Raw genomic sequence first — 16409 nt, 5'->3', positions numbered from 1 at the left:
CGGGGGGGCCGTGGGGGTCTCCCAGGTCCTCGGGGGGTGGTGGTGGTGTGGGCCCGCGGGGCCGCGCGCCTCCGCGCCCGCCGCCCGCTGGTGAGATGGTGCACGGATCGGCTGTCGCGCAACTGTTCCCAGCGCAGGACTCGGGTGGCGCGGCCGCCGACGGCGTGGACGTCGACGAGGCGGTGCACGCCGCGGTCGATGGCATCGCCGGTGCGGGTGTGGTCGCCGTAGCGGGTCTGCCACGGTCCGAGGATCAGCCAGCATCGAGGGTTTTCGGGCATGGCAAGGACTCCCCCAAATATTGTGTTGTTCAGGCGGTTTCGGTCAGTCGCGGCCTGTGATGCGGCGTGCGGTGTTCAGTGCGACGAGCGCGCCGAGGCGGGCGGCGAGGAAGAGGGTGGCGGCGGGCAGCAGGGCGCGTTTCCAGCCGGTGCGGGTGGTGGCGTAGAAGATGACGGCGCTGCGGTGGTGGTGCCACAGGGATTTGGTTTTGCGGGTGCGGCTGGATTGGCCGCCGTGGTGGATGACCCAGGCAGGCCCGGACAGCACGGTGCGGTAGCCGCGTTGCCGCAGCCGCCAGCACAGGTCGCAGTCCTCGAGATACATCCAGTACCGCTCGTCGAACCCGCCCATCTGCGCCCACAGCGATCGCCGCATCATCAGGCAGCACCCCGACACCCAATCCACCACCTGGTCGGCATCGGGTTGTTCCGAGGCGGTGCCGAAGTATTCCCGGCTGGCGGTGTTGCCGGGGCGCAGCAGGCCCATGACGGCGTGGCGGGCCGCGGTGGTGGTGGAGGGGAAGCGGCGGCCGTTCGGGTAGGGCTTGCCGTCGGTGATCATCCGGGTGCCGACCACGCCGACCTGGTCGTCGTCGAGGGTGGCGCGCAGTGCTTCCAGGCATTTCGGATCGCCCAGGGCCGCATCGGGATTCAGGAGCGCGACGTAGTCGCCGCTGCCGGCGGAGGCGGCTTGGTTGACCGCGGCGGCGAAACCGACGTTGACCGGGTTGGCGATCAGGTTGTCGGGTTCGATGCCGAGGTCGCGGGCGACGGTGAGGGTGTCGTCGGTGGAGGCGTTGTCGATGATGATGAGGCGGGCCTGGTCGGCGATGGTCTGGGCGCGCACCGAGGCGACGGCGTCGGGGAGCAGCCGGGCGCTGTTGTAGGTGAGGATGATGACATCGATGCTGCTCATCGCTGTGGTACCTCTCGTTGGGGCGCGTTGTTGGTCGGTGGGTCCGCCGGATCGGATCCGGCGGACGGTATCACCTTCGGCTGGTCGGGCGCGGGGCAACCGGCGGCCAGCAGGGATCGCACCGCGCCGCCGGAGCCGCTGTAGCGGCCGGTGTAGTGGCGGGGGTGGCCGCGCATCGGCCAGAACGCGATCTTGCCGACCGTCATGGCGGGGTAGACGCGCACCGGCATTGCCGCGCGCAGCTCGAGGGTCCAGGGGATGACCGCGCCGCAGTGTCCCAGGGGCGCCGACAGCTGGATCCGCAGTCCGAGTGAGGACACCGACCGGCAGGCGTGCAGTGTCGCGGCGTAGCAGGTTCCGCCCATCGCCTCCCGGGTCGCCGCCAGATACAGCGTGCCCGGCTGCAGCACGAACCCGGTGTCGGGGATGGGGATAGACACCGTCGGGGCGTCAGTGCGGGGGTCGAGCACGGTGTCGCCGGGTAGGGCGTATTGCAGCAGTTCGGCGCCGAGGCGGAAGCCGTAGCTGTTGGCGCAGAGTCCGGCGGGGTCGAAGGGGTCGATCACGATGTCGCCGCGGGCGATCGCGGCGTGGATGGCGGTCCCGGTCAGCACGGCAGTATCTCCTCGACCAGCGCGGCGACGGTGGTTTCCAGTTCGGCGAGGGTGCCGTCGTTGCGGATCTCGTAGTCCACGTCGACGGTGTCGACTCCGGCGGTGCTGGCGTCGGACAGGCTGACGTAGCCCTGCGTGGCCAGCCGCTTGCCTCGCAGGTCGTCGTCGGTGGTGATCCGCACGGCCGTCCAGCCGTGTTCGCGCAGGATTGGATAGTCGGTGTCGTAGGAGCGGACGTCGTCGTTGACCAGCACATCGGCCTCGACCGTGGCGGCGCGGGTGAGGAAGTCGTCGACCAGGAACCGGGTGTGCCGCTTGCGGATCCAGTGTGCGAGGGCTTCGAGCAGTTGCTGGTCCTGCTGCCCGTCGGGCAGCGGTTGCCCGAGCCGGGTGTAGAACGCCTGCTGCAGCTCGTACAGCGGCGCGGCCACCTTCACCACCGCGCACGACATCGAGCGGCGCGAGGCCGTGGCGCGGATGAATGCCGCCGTGGTGGATTTCCCGGCGCCGGAATGCCCGAGCAGGCACACCCGCGCCACCGGCGCGTGTCGATCACTGTGGGTACTGGTCATGGCCGGTTGCCTCCCGAGGTGGTGGTGAGTGTGTAGACCGCGCCGTCGTCGAGCATCAGCAGTGCATCGTCGCGTGCGTGGTGCACTGCGGCGGGAATGTTGTTCTCTCGCAGGATGATTGCGAGATGACAGAGCCGTGAGCCTGCGTCGAACAGGAATCCGTCGACGTGGCCGACGAGCGCGGCGAGGATGGCGTACGGGTGGCGCGCGGACACGATCGGCTGCTCCCCGCGGGCGCGGATTTCGCGGGCGCGGGCGACGGCATCGGCGATGACGCGGTGTCCGCTGACGTCGACCCCGCCGCTGACGCTGACCGCCGGAGCGACCGATAACCGGTGCAGCACAACGTCGTCGGTCATCCGCAGCACCCGGCCGACGCAGCGGCCCTCGGCGAGCATGATCGCGTCGGCGGCCGCCGGGAGGGCGAACGCATCGGCCTCGTCGGTGCCGAGCACCGTGTGGTCGATGTAGTAGACGGTGCCGTAGGTGTCGACCACCCACTCCACCGCCACCGGGCCGAGCTGCTGTTCGAGCCGGGTACTGAATTCGGCCACGTGGCGCACGTTGGCGGTGCCGCCGAAGATACTCGCCGCGGGCGCGGGCGCCGCGGGAGTGAACCGGATCTCGGTGCACGCCGCGGTGCCGCGGTTCATGGCCAACAGGCCATCGGTGGAGGTCTCGGCGTAGAACTCGCTGCCGGTGCGGCGGGTGATCACCCCCCGCTGCCCGGTGACGTACTGGCGGACCAGCACGGTCAGCGGCTCGCCGGGTGGGGTGGCGGCCCGCAGCCGGTCGAGGTGCCCGCGCAGGTGGGTGTAGTCGATGATGGTTTGCCGTTCGTACTCGTTGGCGTCCACGATCACCTGCGCACCGGACAGCGCGGCGTCCAGGACGGCCGCGACCTCGGCGTGCCAGCCGGGGCCGGGTTCGGCGGGGAGGTACACCACGAACGCGGCGCCCCGGGTGAGGTCGAGTTCGCTGGCGAGTTGGGCGGCCGCGCGGCGTTTGGTGACGAAATGCGCGACGGCCGGGCCGATCGGCCCGAGCGGGATGTCGGCCGGGATCGGGTCGTCGTAGAGGCGCACGACCGCGGGGCTGGTGCGGTGGCTGGTGTGGCGGGCGGTGTTCGGCCGCGCCTGCACCAGATACACGTCATCGCCCGTGGACACCCACTCGATATCGACGGCCGCACACCCGAGTTGTGTCCGCGCGGCCGCGACAAGCTCCGCAACGGCCGCCGCGGCACTGTCGGAGACGACATCGGCGGCCGCGGTCGTCACCCCGCCGGCGAGCCCGTCGGCGCGGCCCCGTACCGCCTCGAGGTGGATCCGGTCCGGGTCGGCCGGGTCCAGGCCGGTCATCGCGATGCCCGCGACGTCGGGCTCGATCATCCGTTGCACGATGACCGCCATCCGCGGGGCCGGGTCGAGATCCCCGGCCCGCAGCCGGGCGGTCACCGCCGCCAGCGAGTAGTACGACCGCCACACCACCGCGACCGCGTCGGCCACCTCGTCGGCGGCCACGTCCAGCACGCTGTCGTAGATGCCCGCCGCCGAGCCGGTCGCCGAATCCTCCCCGGCGGCCGAGGACCGCACCGCGAACCGGGTCTCGGGATCGAACACCTCGCGCAGCCGCCTCGCCAACAGTTCCCGGCCACGGGCCGGGAGCGTGACATCGGCGACCAGGTCGCGCAGCCGGGCTACGTCGTCGCCGACATTCGCGCCGACCGTGGCCTGCAGATCGGCGAACACCGCGCCGATCTGCTCTGCCGTGTCCGGCGGCAGTGCCGCGGCGAATTCCGTTGCTGTCACCGCGATCAGGTCCGGTACGGGGACCTGCGGCGCCAGCCGTGCGAGGGTGGCGGCTTTGGCGCCGACCCGGGCCGGGTCCGTGCCCGGCCCGTCCAGGCCGGGGAAGCGGACGCGGGCGATGTCGCGGTCGAGGGTGCGCCAGCTTTCGCTGGCCCGGGGGCCGTGCGCGCCTTGGTATTTGCCGTCGTAGCAGATGATGTCCCCCGACGGGACCCACCACATCATCTGTCCGATCTCCATCCCCGGATACACCCGCACCGGCACGGTGGCCTGCAGCTGCAGCGTCCACCGGCCCACATAGCCGATATCGCCCAGCCCCGACGACAGGTGAATCGACAGGCCCAGTCGCGCGATACTCGACCGCGCCGCGAAGGTCGGCGCGAATTCGGTGCCGCCCAGCACTTCCGCGGTGCCCGCCAGATACAGCCGACCCGCCTCGAGCTCGAAACCCTCGTCCGGGATGACGATCTCGGTGGTCGGGTTGTCGGCCCGCGCGTCCAGCTCCGCCGAGCTGTACACACGCATGCTGTTGCCGAGGGTGAAGTTGTAGCTGTTCGGGTTGAGCCGGGCCGGGTCGAACGGGTCGATGCGGATCGCGCCGCGCTGCCACTGACGGTGGATCTCGTCACCGGTCAGGATCGTCACCGGCCATTCACCTCCTCCGCCCGCTGCAGCAACGCGGTGTGGTGGCGGCGTTCGGTATTGGCCACCGACATCGTCAGGTGCACTCGTTCCGTGGTCCCCGCGTTGAACGCGGTGTGCCGCAGCCGGGTGTCGAACACCCGCAACCGGCCGTCCGCGGGCACGTGATGACCCTGTCCGTCCGGGCCGACGAGGAACGCGTCCGGGTCGGTGTGGATCGCCAGATGCGCGCGCTTGGTCGCATCCGCGTGCATCCGGTACAGCTGCTGCGGGCCCACGATCATCAGCCGCATCCGCCCCACCGGCATCAACGCCGTCACCGACCGCCACACCGTCGCGAAATAGGTGTCGGCGAATTCCTCGTTGAAGCAGGTGAATTCGCTCTCCAAGTACCGCAGGGTGCCGTCCGGCGCGAACTGCGACTGCAGGCCATCGGACAGCGGATCGACCGCTTCGGGGCGGTGGGTCAGCGACACGCACGTCACCCGGTCACCGGCGCGGTCGGTCACCATCGGCGCGACCCGCTCCATCACCTCCTCGCAGGCCTTCCGCAGCAGGTTCACATCGAACACGGCGTCGGCCGGGCCGCGATAGAACTCGCCTGCTCTGGTCTCACAGCTCCCAATCGCCTTGGCGGGCAACTGATTCATGGGCGCGCTCCCCTCTGTCGTCACGAAACGATGTGCAGTGGTTTCACCGTGCGCCCACCCGCCCCGACGGCGTACTCCCGATCGGTTATCCGATATGCGTCTGCGGTAATACGCCCTGCTCCCACCACCCCCTGCCGCATACACTCGGCAGATCGAGCACGTGCGGATCCGGCCGGACGGTCCCAGCAAGGGGGGTGGCGAGCGATGGGTGAGGCAGCAGGGCGGCGCGGCTGTCGCGGCTGTGGTGCCCCGCTGGCGCGAGACAATGCGACCGGCATCTGCTCGGCCTGTGTCAGCGGTGCCCGTGACCAGCTGCACCGCCCGCCGGCGCTGCCGCCGGGGTTCTGGGACGACGCCGGGATCCGGGCCGCCCTCGCCGAACGGCACATGGGCCGCGTTGTCGCCGCCTACCGTCGCCACCCCGCCCACGGCAAAGTGCTCCGGCAAGCGGATGTCGCCCGCTGGGCCGACCTGAGCCAGGCCAGACTCAGCCGCCTCGAAAACGGCTCTCCGATCAAGCATCTCGACGATCTCGCGTTCTGGGCCCGGCTGCTCGACATCCCCCCTCGCTTGTTGTGGTTCCAGCTGCCCGGCACCCCGCACCCGGTCCTCTCGGCGCGCCCCGAGCAGCCCACGGCGCCGCCCGGAGGCCGGTATCGGCTGCTGCGCTTCGACGATCACCTGCCGCCGGACGAGGCCGACATCGCCGCGATGGAAACCTTCCGCGAAGCCGACCGTTCCTACGGTGGCGGACGCCTATATTCGGAGGTATTCGACTACTGGACGACCCGGCTCGCACCCCGGCTGTTCAGCGGGGACGACGATCCCGCCCCGCAGGTGTTCGTCGCCGCGGCCGGGATCGTGGAAATGGCCGGATGGATGGCCCACGACGCCGGGCGCGACGACCGCGCCGACCGCCAGTTCCGGCGCGCGCTCGAGCTGTCCAAGGTCGGCCGCGACCGCCAGCTCACCGTGCACATCCACGCCAGCCGCGCGCACCTGCACCTGCACGGCGGCCACCCCAAACAGGCCATCCGCCAGGCCTACGACGCCGAAATGGCACTCGCCAAAGCACCAGCAAGCCCCGAACTCACCGCCCGCGTGCTCGCGATGCAAGCCCGCGCCTTCGCCGCCCTCGGCGAACCCCGCCAGGCCCGCAAGCTCCTCGACCGCGCCGAACGCGCTCTCGGCACCGGCCCCGCCGCACTGATGTCGCCGTGGGTCAGCCGATTCGATCTCGGCTCCCTCGCCAGCGAGGCCGCACGCAGCTTCCGCCAGCTCGGCGACCTCACCGCCGCCGGCCAGGCCGCGCAGCGCATCATCGACCTCCGCCCACCCGGCCGAGCCCGCAGCCGCGCGCTCGGGCAGCTCACCCTCGCGGCCATCTTCGCCGACCAAGGCCACCCCGACCACGCCTGCGCCCTCGCCACCGACGTCCTCGACCAGACCGGCGAACTGGCGTCCTACCTGGTGGTCCATCAACTCGACGGCCTCCGCGAGCAGCTGCTGCGGTACCGCACCAGCGCGGCCGTGAACCAGTTCCTCGACTACCTCGACCACACGCTGCGCGGCAAGACATGGCTACCCGGCCCCCGGCCACCGCTCCCACAGCCAACCGATCGGTGATCTCATGAACTCTGTGCACCAACCACTGTGGGAACGCGACCCCGACGCCTACCGCGCCCATCTGGCTCAGGGCAACGCCAACCAGGCGCGCAAACGAGTCGGCGCCGACGCGCTGATTTTCGACGACTCCGGCCGCCTCCTGCTGGTCGACCCCAATTACAAACCCTATTGGGACCTGCCCGGCGGTATGGCCGAAGACAACGAGCCACCCGACCACGCCGTGCGCCGCGAACTCGGTGAAGAGCTCGGAATCCAGCTCACCACCGGCCTCACCCTGCTCTGCATCGACTGGGTCTCCCCCCACGGAGTCTGGGACGACTCACTGATGTTCATCTTCGACGCCCAGCTGACACCCGAACAGATCACGCAGCTGCACATCACCGACCACGAACTCGACGCCTTCGAATTCTGTACCCTCGACCAGGCCTCGCAACGGCTCAAACCCTACGTCTGGGCCCGGGTCGCCTCCGCCCTGGAAGCACGCGCCAGCGGCCACGTCGCCTACCTCCACGACGGCCGAAACCCCCACCCGCCCAACACAACCGAATAACCCGGGCTCCCGGCCGCGCACACGTGGCCGCCCGGCGCTAGAGTCCACTGCCGACCCAACCAGTCGGCGACGAGGGGAGCACGACGTGAAAGGCATTGTCCTCGCTGGTGGCACCGGCAGCAGGCTCGCACCGCTGACCCGGATCACCAACAAACACCTGCTTCCCATCGGCAGCCAGCCGATGATCGGCTACGCCATCGACGCTCTCGTGCAGGCCGATATCGCCGAGATCATGATCGTCACCGGCGGCCCGCACGCCCCCGAATGCATCCGCCTGTTCGGTTCCGGCCGCGACCACGGCGTCCTGCTGACCTACGCCTACCAGGAAAAGCCCGGCGGTATCGCCGAGGCACTCGCGCTGACCGAACACTTCGCCGACGGCGAACCCATCGTTGTCCTCCTCGGAGACAACATCTTCCAATACTCTCTCGCCCCCAGCATCGACCAATTCCGGCAGCACCCGCACGGTGCCATGGTCGTGCTCGCCGAGCTGAAAGACGAGCACCACCTCCGCCACCTCGGTGTCCCCGAGTTCGGCGACGACGGCACGATCAGCCGCATCATCGAAAAACCCGCCGATCCGCCCTCGAACTTCGCCGCCACCGGCCTGTACTGCTACGACAACACCGTCTACGACATCATCAAAACCCTCACCCCCAGCGGCCGCGGCGAACTCGAAATCAGCGACGTCAACAACCACTACATCCACCGCGGCCAACTCAAACACACCATCCTGCACGGCTTCTGGGGCGACGCCGGCGAATCCATCGACGCCTACTACGCCGTCAACGACTTCGTCCGGCAACACGGCGCCAACAATCTCCACCCTGCCTGACCCACTGTCGAGCGAGGGCCCCGGCCGGGCCACGCCGTCGTGAGCGTCGCCTGAAGCGACCAAGCACATCGCCTGATCGGCCGGAAGCTGCAACGGGCTCAACTGGCCGATATCATCAGCGGCGCATGGGAATTCCACCAAACCGTCCACGACGGCCGCGGCCGCCTAAATGCTTGTTTCGATCCCTCCGGTGTGCCCACGGGCCGATTTCCGGCCGACATCAGCCAGACATGGCCCAACTGGTGCTGGGGCCTGCAACGGCGCGGTCGACATTCGTGATTCGCCGGTGGCTCTCATCGGTCCGCAGTGGCTCCGGTGAGAGCCACCGCACGGGCAGTGCTGTGATCCCATCCCGGAGCAGCCGCGAAAGAGTCGTTGTCGACCAGCTTCACCTCGTCGACGACGGTGTCGATCGTTGAGGGCAGCGCGATCTCGAGTGGGTCGGTGTCGACATCGCGGCATCCGTATGCGACGGCCACGTGTGGGTCGGTGTCGATGTGCACCAGCGCGCGATCGTAGACCTCAGTCAATGCTTCACCCACCGCGGTAGTCAGTGCGGTCCACCCGGGATCCGGTTGCGTGGTGATGATGATCCCGCCCGGAGTGCTGGTCACAGCGGTCGCGGTCACCGTCAGCGGCGCCAGCCGACTCACCTGGCGGGTGAGCGACGCATGGGCGGCGTGCCAGCGGTCGGGCCCACCAGCGTGGGTGGGAATATCGACCCAGGCCACGGTGAGATGCCGCAGCCGGGCCGGGACCGGTGTCACGATCGTGGCCCAGTCCCGATGCCAGCCCGGCAGTTGAGAGACGGCCTGTTCGCACGCGGCATGTAGTGCGGGTCCGGGCAGCGCGAACACGTGTGGCCTGGATCCGTGCGGGTGCCAGGCGAATTGGGCGAAGTCACGCATCTGGCACCCACTGGTCTTGCGGGGTGGCGGCCGTGTCGGCGTAGTGGCGCAGCGAGCATTTCGGGTCGTTCGCGGGCTGCTCGTTGTTCTGAGACCACAGAGGGAGCAGATCGCCGAGGGTCACTGCTACGGCCTGCGGGCCCGGCAGCGTGGCCGCGGTGTCGAGGACGGCCTCTACGCCAGCCAACAGATCACGTCGCTCGGCGAGATCGGGGCTGGACAACGCGTGCTCAACGTACGGCCACGCGCCCGCACCAGGGTTCGACGGGCCCGGCCAGTACAGGCCACCGGCCAGGAGCGCTGCGGGCAGCCGGGGAAGGCTCCGGCCGACCTCGCCGATCTGCACGTCGGCCAGATGGACCGGGGCAAGGCACTGGCCGACCCCGCTGTCCACCGCCGCCTGCTCGATGGCGGCCGCGACCAGCGCGGTGACCGCGGACCGCAGCTCGGGGGTGTACCGCTCCCAGCGGCCCGGGTCGCGTTGCGCGTCGTGTGCGCTCAGATGCGATGCGTGCCAATAGGACGACACCCACAATGCCCAGCCACCCACCATGGCCCCGACCCTATCGGAACCATCAAACCAGCCACCATCGTTTCCGCATAACGGAATTCGAGCAGCCGCAGTCACTCTCAGAGGCATACGCCCAACGATCGTCAGCACGCGGCCGCGACCCTGGGTGCGGTCATCGGGGGCCGCCCTCCACTGTGGCCCGGGTGGTGGTCGAGGTCTTGGTGCTCGTGCTCCACAGGCGGAGGATCGAGCGTGTCGGCCCAGCAACGCCACCATGCGGGATCGGTGAGTTCAACGGGACCGGGCATCGCCCCGCCGACGGTGCGCACTGCGACCACCGCGAGGTAGACAGCGCTCACGGCGGCAGCGAGGGTCAGCAGGTGTTTACGCAATGTCATAGCAGCGCTCCATTAGTTCGAATCATGTTGTGGGCAGCAGGTTCAGAACTGCATGAGACGCAGATGCCAGGACGGCACCGGGGTGAGCAGTGGCCGCTTCGCGATGGCGGCGGGAGGAAGTCGACGTCGAAGGCGGCGGGGTTCGCGTGGAAGACGTGCGTGTGGTGAACCATTGCGGCGTAGTCGCCTACCAAGTCGACCACCGTGAGGCGGTACTGGCGCCACCACTCGGCGTCCCGGACACAGACCGGGCGCGGCCGGACGTACCAAAGCAGCCAACCGGTAGGCGGGGAAAGCTGCGGCGATGGTGCCCGTGGCGATGTGCAGGACACGACCTGGGCGGCGGGTGCGTGTCACAGGTTCGTCCATTCGTCGCGCCATCCGGTGGTGGCGATGTGGCCGGTCACGGGGTCGCGTATCCGATGAGGGCACCGAGCCCGGCGCCGACGGGGACGGTGGCCAGTGCGCCGACCCCGCCGAGGAAGAACCCGAGCACCGCGCCGATTCCGGCGCCGACCAGCGCGCCGACGACCGCGTTGTGTTGCTTGCGGGCCACCGTGTCGGCGGCCTCGTCGATCGCCTGCGCAGTCGGCGACTCGCCGGTGGGTTGCGGTGTGAGAGTGAGGGTTCGGCCGCCGTCGCCGATCTGCGCCGCGACACCGGCGAGACCCGAGGTGGTCGGCAGGCCCAGCGGGATGGTGGCGACGGCGACACCTGACGCGTTATCGATCAGTGCGACCGAGGCAGCGTCCGAGCCCGGCGCCAACCGGGCGTCGCCGACCGTGGTGAGCGCGCCACAGCCGTCCTCGGTGAGGGTGGTGGTGTAAGCGATGCCGTGGTCGGTCGCGTGCACACTCGGCGCGGCCGCCACCGCAGTCTCCGGCGCCGGCTGGGCGTGCACCGTCGCGGCGGTGCCGGTGATGGCGGCGGCTGCTAGCGCTGCGGTGGTGAAGGTGTGGATCTTCACGTGTTTCTCCTCTGTTCAGTCGGCGCGGATGCGCCGACAGTCCTGTGTGGTCGCCTGGTCAGGCATTCCGAATGGTCATGGGGCCGGGGTGATTTCGGTGATCAGCGTGCGGCCGTTGACGGTGCGGGTGGTGACGGTCTGCGCCGACACCACCGGCCGCTGGCCGGGTCGTTGCTCGGTGAGTTCCACATGCCAGCGTTCGCTCCCTGCGGTGGCGTCGGCGGGGGTGATGAGCACGCAATAGCGGGTGCCGGGCGGCGTGTCGGAGATCCCGGCCTGGATTGTTTCCCCGGTCAGTGCCCGGTGGCGGCCGTAGATGTCGGTCACGGTCGCGTCCTCAGTGAGCACATCCTGGGCCTTGGCGCCTGACCGGTGGACGTAGTAGCCGTGCTGGAAGGCCAGGATGGTGTCGGGTCCGCTGCTGGTGCCGCCCGGCTCGGTACCTGCCACGACGTCCGCGCTGCGCTGCGTCCGGCATCCGTCGGCGGTGGCCGGTGGTGACACCGTGGTGCTGGTCTCCGCCGGATCCGGTGCGGCCGTGGCGTGAACGGATGGTGTTGCCGCAGAGCGGCTTCGGCCGCTGTGGACGCCGGCCCCTACGACCATCGCGCCGCCTGTCGCGACACCAGCGGCTGCGATCAGCGCGATCACCGCGGTTCTCGTCCTGCGCGAACCCTCTGGTCTGCCGCGTCGCGGGGTCCCGGGCTGTCCGCCGGTGCGGTCGATCAGCCGCGGGGCCGTTGTCTCCGTGTCCAGATCGCCGTCGTCGAACAGGTTGCTCGGCCTGATGACCGGGCGTCGAGCGGTGTCGCGCCCGGTCTGGGGGCTGTCGGCCAGCCATTGGCCCCACTCGCCGTCGTGGGTGCCGCCCGCCACCGGGGGCAGACCGTCTTCCGGCGTGAGTGGCCGCTGTGGTCGACGATCCCGCCGACGGCGCTTCCCGGTCGGCGTCGGCGTCGGTGCCATCGGCAGTCCGAGGTCGAACGGGTTGTCGCCGGGGTCGTGGTGGCCGGTCATGCTGTCACCGCCGCCATCTCGGCGATCAACTCCCCATTGCGGGGCGGGTCGAGCGTGAGCGCCACCGCCCACGTCTGCGCATCCAGGTCACCGCGGCGGAGACGACAGAGCATGTCGCGCAGCACGATCGGAGATCCAGCGAGGTCGTGCCGCGTCTCGCGTAGCGCACGATAGGGAGCACTGAAATCCAGCACCGTCGTGGCAGCGGTGTTGCGTGAGTCATACACCGTTGCGGCACAGCCCGATACGGTTCCGCGCTCAGTGGCCGGGCAGTTGGTGGTCGTGGTCAGGCGGGCGATCCCGAAGGCGCGCACGCCGGGCAGCGTTGTCCGAAGACGGGTGGCCGCGGCCAGGACCGGAGATCCATCTCCATCTTGGCTGTCGTCGGCCGGGTACACCTCGAGCAACCCGATACAGTCGGCGCTGACCCCGTACACGGTGCAAGCCTGCGGTTCGGCGCCGTCGCGATGACTTCGCATGCGCTGCAACGCCATCCACAGCGAGCACTCCTCGTGGTCGGTGATCATCGGCTGCCCCTCGCGCGGGCACCGGCAAGCCCTTCCCGGCGGATGGCGCCGGGATCGACCCCATCCGCATCAGGTAGAGGCTTTCGGCCGATGGCACCCAGCATGACCATCCGAGTCTCCGGAAGATCAGTGCGCAGCCACTGCTGCACCGGCACCACCCCAGGCTCAAGCAACTCGAACCCGGCGAGGAACGCCTGTGTCTGCGCTGCGGACCGGAAACAGACCTCGGCCGACGTACCCGCGGTACCGGCGAGCATCTGGAGAAGCTCGGGGGCGGAATCGCTGGAGCCGTGCGTGATCGCCAGGTAGCTGCCCGGTGCCATCTCGTCGCGAAAAGCGGCGATGATCTCGGCGGGGTGTTCGTCGTCCATCACGTGATGCAGCACGCCGCCGAGCGTGATCGCCACCGGCTCGCCGAAGTCGATCAGAGCGCTGTCGTTCAGCTGATCCAGGATGTCGCGCGGGCGGCGAATATCGCCCAACAATGCTGCGACACCGGGTGATTCGGCCAGCAGCGCGTTGCAATGGGCGTAAACGACCTGGTCGTAGTCGACATACACCACCCGCGCCGATGGCTCGATCTCTCGCGCTACCTCGTGCACGTTGGGCGAGTTCGGAAGACCCGCGCCGAGATCGAGGAACTGCCGGATACCGGCATCAGCGGCCATCTCGACCGCCTTGCACACGAAACTGCGGGCGAACCACGCCAACGTCTTGGTCTCGGGCGCGACCCGCATCAGCTCGCCTACGACCTGACGGTCGACGTCGTAATTGTCTTTGCCGCCGAGAAGAAGGTCCCACATTCGCGCCGAACTCGGTTCGTCCTGATCGAAAACCGGTGGGAGCCGCGCCAGAACATCCGATACGCGAGCGTTCACGCCAACTCCGGCGAGGACGCCACCGGTTCGCTCTGGATCGACGGGAAAGACATATGCTTCTCCCCGCTGGTGCAGTGATCGCACCAGCACAGCTCGATCTCGCCGACCCAGGCCGGGACGGTGCCGGTGCCAAGGCGATAGGCGGTCGCGCCTCCGGGCCACAGGCACCACGGGCAGTCCCGACGCACCCCGACTTCGGTCGTCCTCACCACGACCCGCCGACGGCCGAAGCCGGTGTACATCTCGAATACTCGCTCGTTCGGCCGAGCACCCGCCGGCGTCCCTGCGCGGCGGGCCGGACGAAACCTGTTCGGCTTCCTTACCTTCCCCACGCTGCTGTCCCCGCACAGCGAGCAGCACCGGATTTCGACGATCAGCCACCACGGCAGAACGGGCTCGACCACCCGATACACGATCACCGAGCAGTCATCGTCACACCGAGAGCACTCGTATGGCCCCACCCTGTGGGGCACCCCGACGACCAAGGTGCTCGGACCGGCATCGGTGTTGCGCAGCGCGAACATCCGCCCGGCGTCGGCTCGGCCCCGTAGAAGGCGAAAGACCAGCCTCCGGCTACCGCGTCGATATCCCTTGACCACGGCCCGGACGGCGCCCTGGACGCGGGCGCGGCCGTTGCGCAGTTTCATCTTCTACCGTTCTCCTCTCTCGATTCCGTACGAATCCGGCGCCGCTGGCGCGGCCGGGTTACTTCCCACGGCCGTGCGCCGCCCCTGTTTCTCGGGATCGGTTGTCGGCCAGGCGTGCTCGGGCCTGCCTGCCGTGCTCGGTCAGTGACCACACCCAGTCGGTCGCGCCCTGGCGGGTGCGACGTCGCTGGCGCTGTGCGAGCCCGCGGTCACCGAGCGTGCGCACCACGGGAAGGACCGGTGCCACCCGCTGCTGGCAGGTGGCTTCCGCGAGTTCTCGTGCGGTGTGCCCGGTGCGGGTGCTCGCGAGCGTGTGGAGGACGAGCACGTGGGATGGGCTGTAGATGACGCCGTCAAGTACCGCTGGTCTGGCCATGGCGTCTACACCCGCCGCCGATGCAGCAGATCGGGCTCAATCCCGCCGCCGAGCTGGGTCGCGTAGGCAATATCGATCCGTTCGCACAACCAGCGCGGAATCCGCTCACACCGGCCCGTGTCGGCGAGGCGGGCCTTGCCCGCCCCGCGCCGGTCGGGACGCAGGCGGCCGGTGCCGTCGATGTCGAGCGGTTGCTGCGTGCCTGCCCGGATGAATCCCAGGCCCGCCGCGAATGCCACGGTGGCCGGTGCGTACAGCATCGTGTGCGGGTAGCCAGCGCTATACCACTGGGTGAAACACTGCCGTACCGTGCGGGCCCACCGGGGTCCGTTGGCGCGGCCCAGCTGCTGGTGCAGGGTGCTGGCGGGGAAGTCGACCAGGTGCGCGCGCTGCGCCAGTTCGGGCAGCACGAAGGTGATGTCCACCCCGGACCGCAGCACCGCGGCCGCGGCCGCCGGATCCAGGGCCAGACGGTGATCCGGTGGAGCCACCGGCGTCGGATCCGGTCGCCCGCCGGTCTGGGTCACGTGCATCTTCGTCACCGCGGCCGGAATCTCCGCCAGCACCGTGGCGAGGTTGGACATCGGGCCGAGCCCGACCCAATGCACCTGAGCCCGGCCGCGCAGCACCCACCGCACCGCATCGACCAGCGACCCCGGCGTCGGCGCCGAGGTGGGCGCGATACCGTCGCAGACCCACCGCCGCGCCGCGCCCGGCAGCTCGGCGCCGGCCACGACCGGAATGTTGCTGCGGCCCAGCGCATTCAGCAGGTGCCGGGCCAGCCGCGCCCGCTCACCGCCGTGTTCGTCGCTGGTCACCACCAGCGACACCGGCAGCCCGCACACCGCCAACGCCAGCGCCAGCGCCGAATCCGGTGAGTACCCGAGATCGACATCGACGATCACCCGATCCCCGCCCCGGGTGTCACCACCCATGCGGATCGCCCGCGCCGGAACATCCGATACGTCAGCGTTCACGCGAACGTCCTCGATTCCCCGCCTCGCCCCGCTCTACCATTGATTGCGTTGCGCCCGTAACGGTTCCGCCTCGCGCGGCCGATCCGGCGGCCCGTGCGAGCACGGGTTCGATCGGGCGGTACTCCACGTCGATTTCCATGCGGCCTTTGGTGCAGACGTCGCACCAGTCCAGTTCGATCGGGGGAAGCCACGCCGGGACAGCGTTGTCGGCCGTCAGCCGGTACGCGGTGACGCTGCACGGGAAGCGGCAGATCCGGCAGTCCAGGCCCGCCAGGGTTCCCGCCGCGAGCAATGACGCCCGTCGGCGACCGAAGAGGCTGGACACCTCGAATGCCCGCTCGTCCGGCTGCCAGCCACTCACCGCCTGCAGTGCTGAGCGGCGGGCCGGACGAACCCCGCCGCGGTTCGCGCGGGCCGTCATCGTGCTGTGCCCGCCCGCTGAGCAGCACTGGATTTCGACGGTCAGCCACCACGGCGCGTAGGGCTCACCCACTCGGTACACGAGCACGGGGCTGGCGTCGACGCACTGCCGGCACACCCCGGCGGTCCCGACATGCACACCGACCACCAAGGTGTGCTCATCAGCGTCGGCGTGCCGCAGCACGAACACCCGCCGCGCACTCGCCCGGGCTCGCCGCAGGCGAAAGGCCATCTCTCGACGGCCGCGGCGACCTGCTCCGGCCACAGTCGTGGCAGCGGCGTGGCC

At 69.6% G+C, this 16409-nt stretch carries 20 protein-coding genes; 3 read left to right on the top strand and 17 right to left on the bottom strand.

All coding sequences use genetic code 11. The features are described 5' to 3' along the window. The 6 genes from QH290_RS24280 to QH290_RS24255 all read right to left on the bottom strand — a co-directional run. Positions 1-281 (bottom strand): hypothetical protein (locus tag QH290_RS24280; RefSeq protein ID WP_280385336.1); only part of this gene is annotated, 281 nt, incomplete at its 3' end. Between the two features lie 43 nt (positions 282-324). Further along, positions 325-1197: a glycosyltransferase family 2 protein gene (locus QH290_RS24275; protein WP_280385334.1), complete on the bottom strand. Its 873-nt coding sequence runs from the start codon at positions 1195-1197 to the stop codon at positions 325-327. Beyond that, entirely contained in the window at positions 1194-1811 is a 618-nt protein-coding gene (locus tag QH290_RS24270; protein ID WP_280385332.1) for a dCTP deaminase, read from the bottom strand. The genes QH290_RS24275 and QH290_RS24270 overlap by 4 nt, the downstream gene beginning before the upstream one ends. Next, a complete protein-coding gene (locus QH290_RS24265) occupies positions 1805-2383 on the bottom strand; it encodes an ATP-binding protein (RefSeq protein WP_280385330.1) in 579 nt (192 codons plus the stop codon). Before QH290_RS24265 ends, QH290_RS24270 begins: the two co-directional genes overlap by 7 nt. After that, the gene (locus QH290_RS24260) at positions 2380-4839 is read right to left on the bottom strand and encodes a PEP/pyruvate-binding domain-containing protein (RefSeq protein ID WP_280385328.1); all 2460 of its coding nucleotides are present in this window, start codon (positions 4837-4839) and stop codon (positions 2380-2382) included. The genes QH290_RS24265 and QH290_RS24260 overlap by 4 nt, the downstream gene beginning before the upstream one ends. Next, a complete protein-coding gene (locus QH290_RS24255) occupies positions 4836-5486 on the bottom strand; it encodes an aspartyl/asparaginyl beta-hydroxylase domain-containing protein (RefSeq protein ID WP_280385326.1) in 651 nt (216 codons plus the stop codon). Before QH290_RS24255 ends, QH290_RS24260 begins: the two co-directional genes overlap by 4 nt. A gap of 204 nt (positions 5487-5690) precedes the next feature. Here QH290_RS24255 and QH290_RS24250 point away from each other — a divergent pair, with 204 nt between their 5' ends. From QH290_RS24250 to QH290_RS24240, 3 genes are all read left to right on the top strand, one after another. After that, positions 5691-7112, top strand: a complete 1422-nt coding sequence (locus tag QH290_RS24250) for an NsdA family TPR-like regulatory protein (RefSeq protein WP_280385324.1) — start codon at positions 5691-5693, stop codon at positions 7110-7112. 4 nt (positions 7113-7116) lie between these two features. Continuing rightward, the gene (locus QH290_RS24245) at positions 7117-7662 is read left to right on the top strand and encodes an NUDIX domain-containing protein (RefSeq protein ID WP_280385322.1); all 546 of its coding nucleotides are present in this window, start codon (positions 7117-7119) and stop codon (positions 7660-7662) included. Positions 7663-7747: 85 nt separating this feature from the next. Then, entirely contained in the window at positions 7748-8497 is a 750-nt protein-coding gene (locus tag QH290_RS24240) for a sugar phosphate nucleotidyltransferase (RefSeq protein WP_280385320.1), read from the top strand. Between the two features lie 293 nt (positions 8498-8790). Here the strand turns inward: QH290_RS24240 and QH290_RS24235 are convergent, their stop codons facing one another. The 11 genes from QH290_RS24235 to QH290_RS24185 all read right to left on the bottom strand — a co-directional run bounded on the left by QH290_RS24235 (position 8791) and on the right by QH290_RS24185 (position 16313). After that, the gene (locus QH290_RS24235; protein ID WP_280385318.1) at positions 8791-9405 is read right to left on the bottom strand and encodes a hypothetical protein; all 615 of its coding nucleotides are present in this window, start codon (positions 9403-9405) and stop codon (positions 8791-8793) included. Next, positions 9398-9958: a hypothetical protein gene (locus QH290_RS24230; protein ID WP_280385316.1), complete on the bottom strand. Its 561-nt coding sequence runs from the start codon at positions 9956-9958 to the stop codon at positions 9398-9400. The genes QH290_RS24235 and QH290_RS24230 overlap by 8 nt, the downstream gene beginning before the upstream one ends. Before the next feature lie 101 nt (positions 9959-10059). After that, a complete protein-coding gene (locus QH290_RS24225; protein ID WP_280385314.1) occupies positions 10060-10314 on the bottom strand; it encodes a hypothetical protein in 255 nt (84 codons plus the stop codon). A gap of 403 nt (positions 10315-10717) precedes the next feature. Continuing rightward, on the bottom strand, positions 10718-11281 hold the full coding sequence (locus QH290_RS24220) for a DUF8020 domain-containing protein (protein ID WP_280385312.1): 564 nt from the start codon (positions 11279-11281) through the stop codon (positions 10718-10720). 75 nt (positions 11282-11356) lie between these two features. Continuing rightward, a complete protein-coding gene (locus QH290_RS24215; RefSeq protein WP_280385310.1) occupies positions 11357-12298 on the bottom strand; it encodes a DUF8176 domain-containing protein in 942 nt (313 codons plus the stop codon). Continuing rightward, positions 12295-12825 (bottom strand): hypothetical protein, encoded by a 531-nt coding sequence (locus QH290_RS24210; protein ID WP_280385308.1) that lies wholly within the window; start codon positions 12823-12825, stop codon positions 12295-12297. Before QH290_RS24210 ends, QH290_RS24215 begins: the two co-directional genes overlap by 4 nt. Further along, on the bottom strand, positions 12822-13703 hold the full coding sequence (locus QH290_RS24205; RefSeq protein WP_280385306.1) for an SAM-dependent methyltransferase: 882 nt from the start codon (positions 13701-13703) through the stop codon (positions 12822-12824). Before QH290_RS24205 ends, QH290_RS24210 begins: the two co-directional genes overlap by 4 nt. Next, a complete protein-coding gene (locus tag QH290_RS24200) occupies positions 13700-14227 on the bottom strand; it encodes a hypothetical protein (protein WP_280385303.1) in 528 nt (175 codons plus the stop codon). The genes QH290_RS24205 and QH290_RS24200 overlap by 4 nt, the downstream gene beginning before the upstream one ends. Before the next feature lie 181 nt (positions 14228-14408). Beyond that, positions 14409-14726, bottom strand: a complete 318-nt coding sequence (locus tag QH290_RS24195) for a hypothetical protein (protein ID WP_280385301.1) — start codon at positions 14724-14726, stop codon at positions 14409-14411. Between the two features lie 5 nt (positions 14727-14731). Next, the gene (locus QH290_RS24190) at positions 14732-15703 is read right to left on the bottom strand and encodes a nucleoside hydrolase (protein WP_280385299.1); all 972 of its coding nucleotides are present in this window, start codon (positions 15701-15703) and stop codon (positions 14732-14734) included. After that, positions 15693-16313: a hypothetical protein gene (locus QH290_RS24185; RefSeq protein WP_280385297.1), complete on the bottom strand. Its 621-nt coding sequence runs from the start codon at positions 16311-16313 to the stop codon at positions 15693-15695. Before QH290_RS24185 ends, QH290_RS24190 begins: the two co-directional genes overlap by 11 nt. Positions 16314-16409: the final 96 nt, after the last annotated feature.

It is taken from the genome of Nocardia wallacei (genome assembly GCF_029869545.1).
In the GTDB taxonomy this organism is placed as follows: Bacteria; Actinomycetota; Actinomycetes; order Mycobacteriales; family Mycobacteriaceae; genus Nocardia; species Nocardia wallacei_A.
The sequence above is the reverse complement of the archived record's forward strand: the minus strand, read 5'-3'. Positions and strand labels throughout refer to the sequence as shown.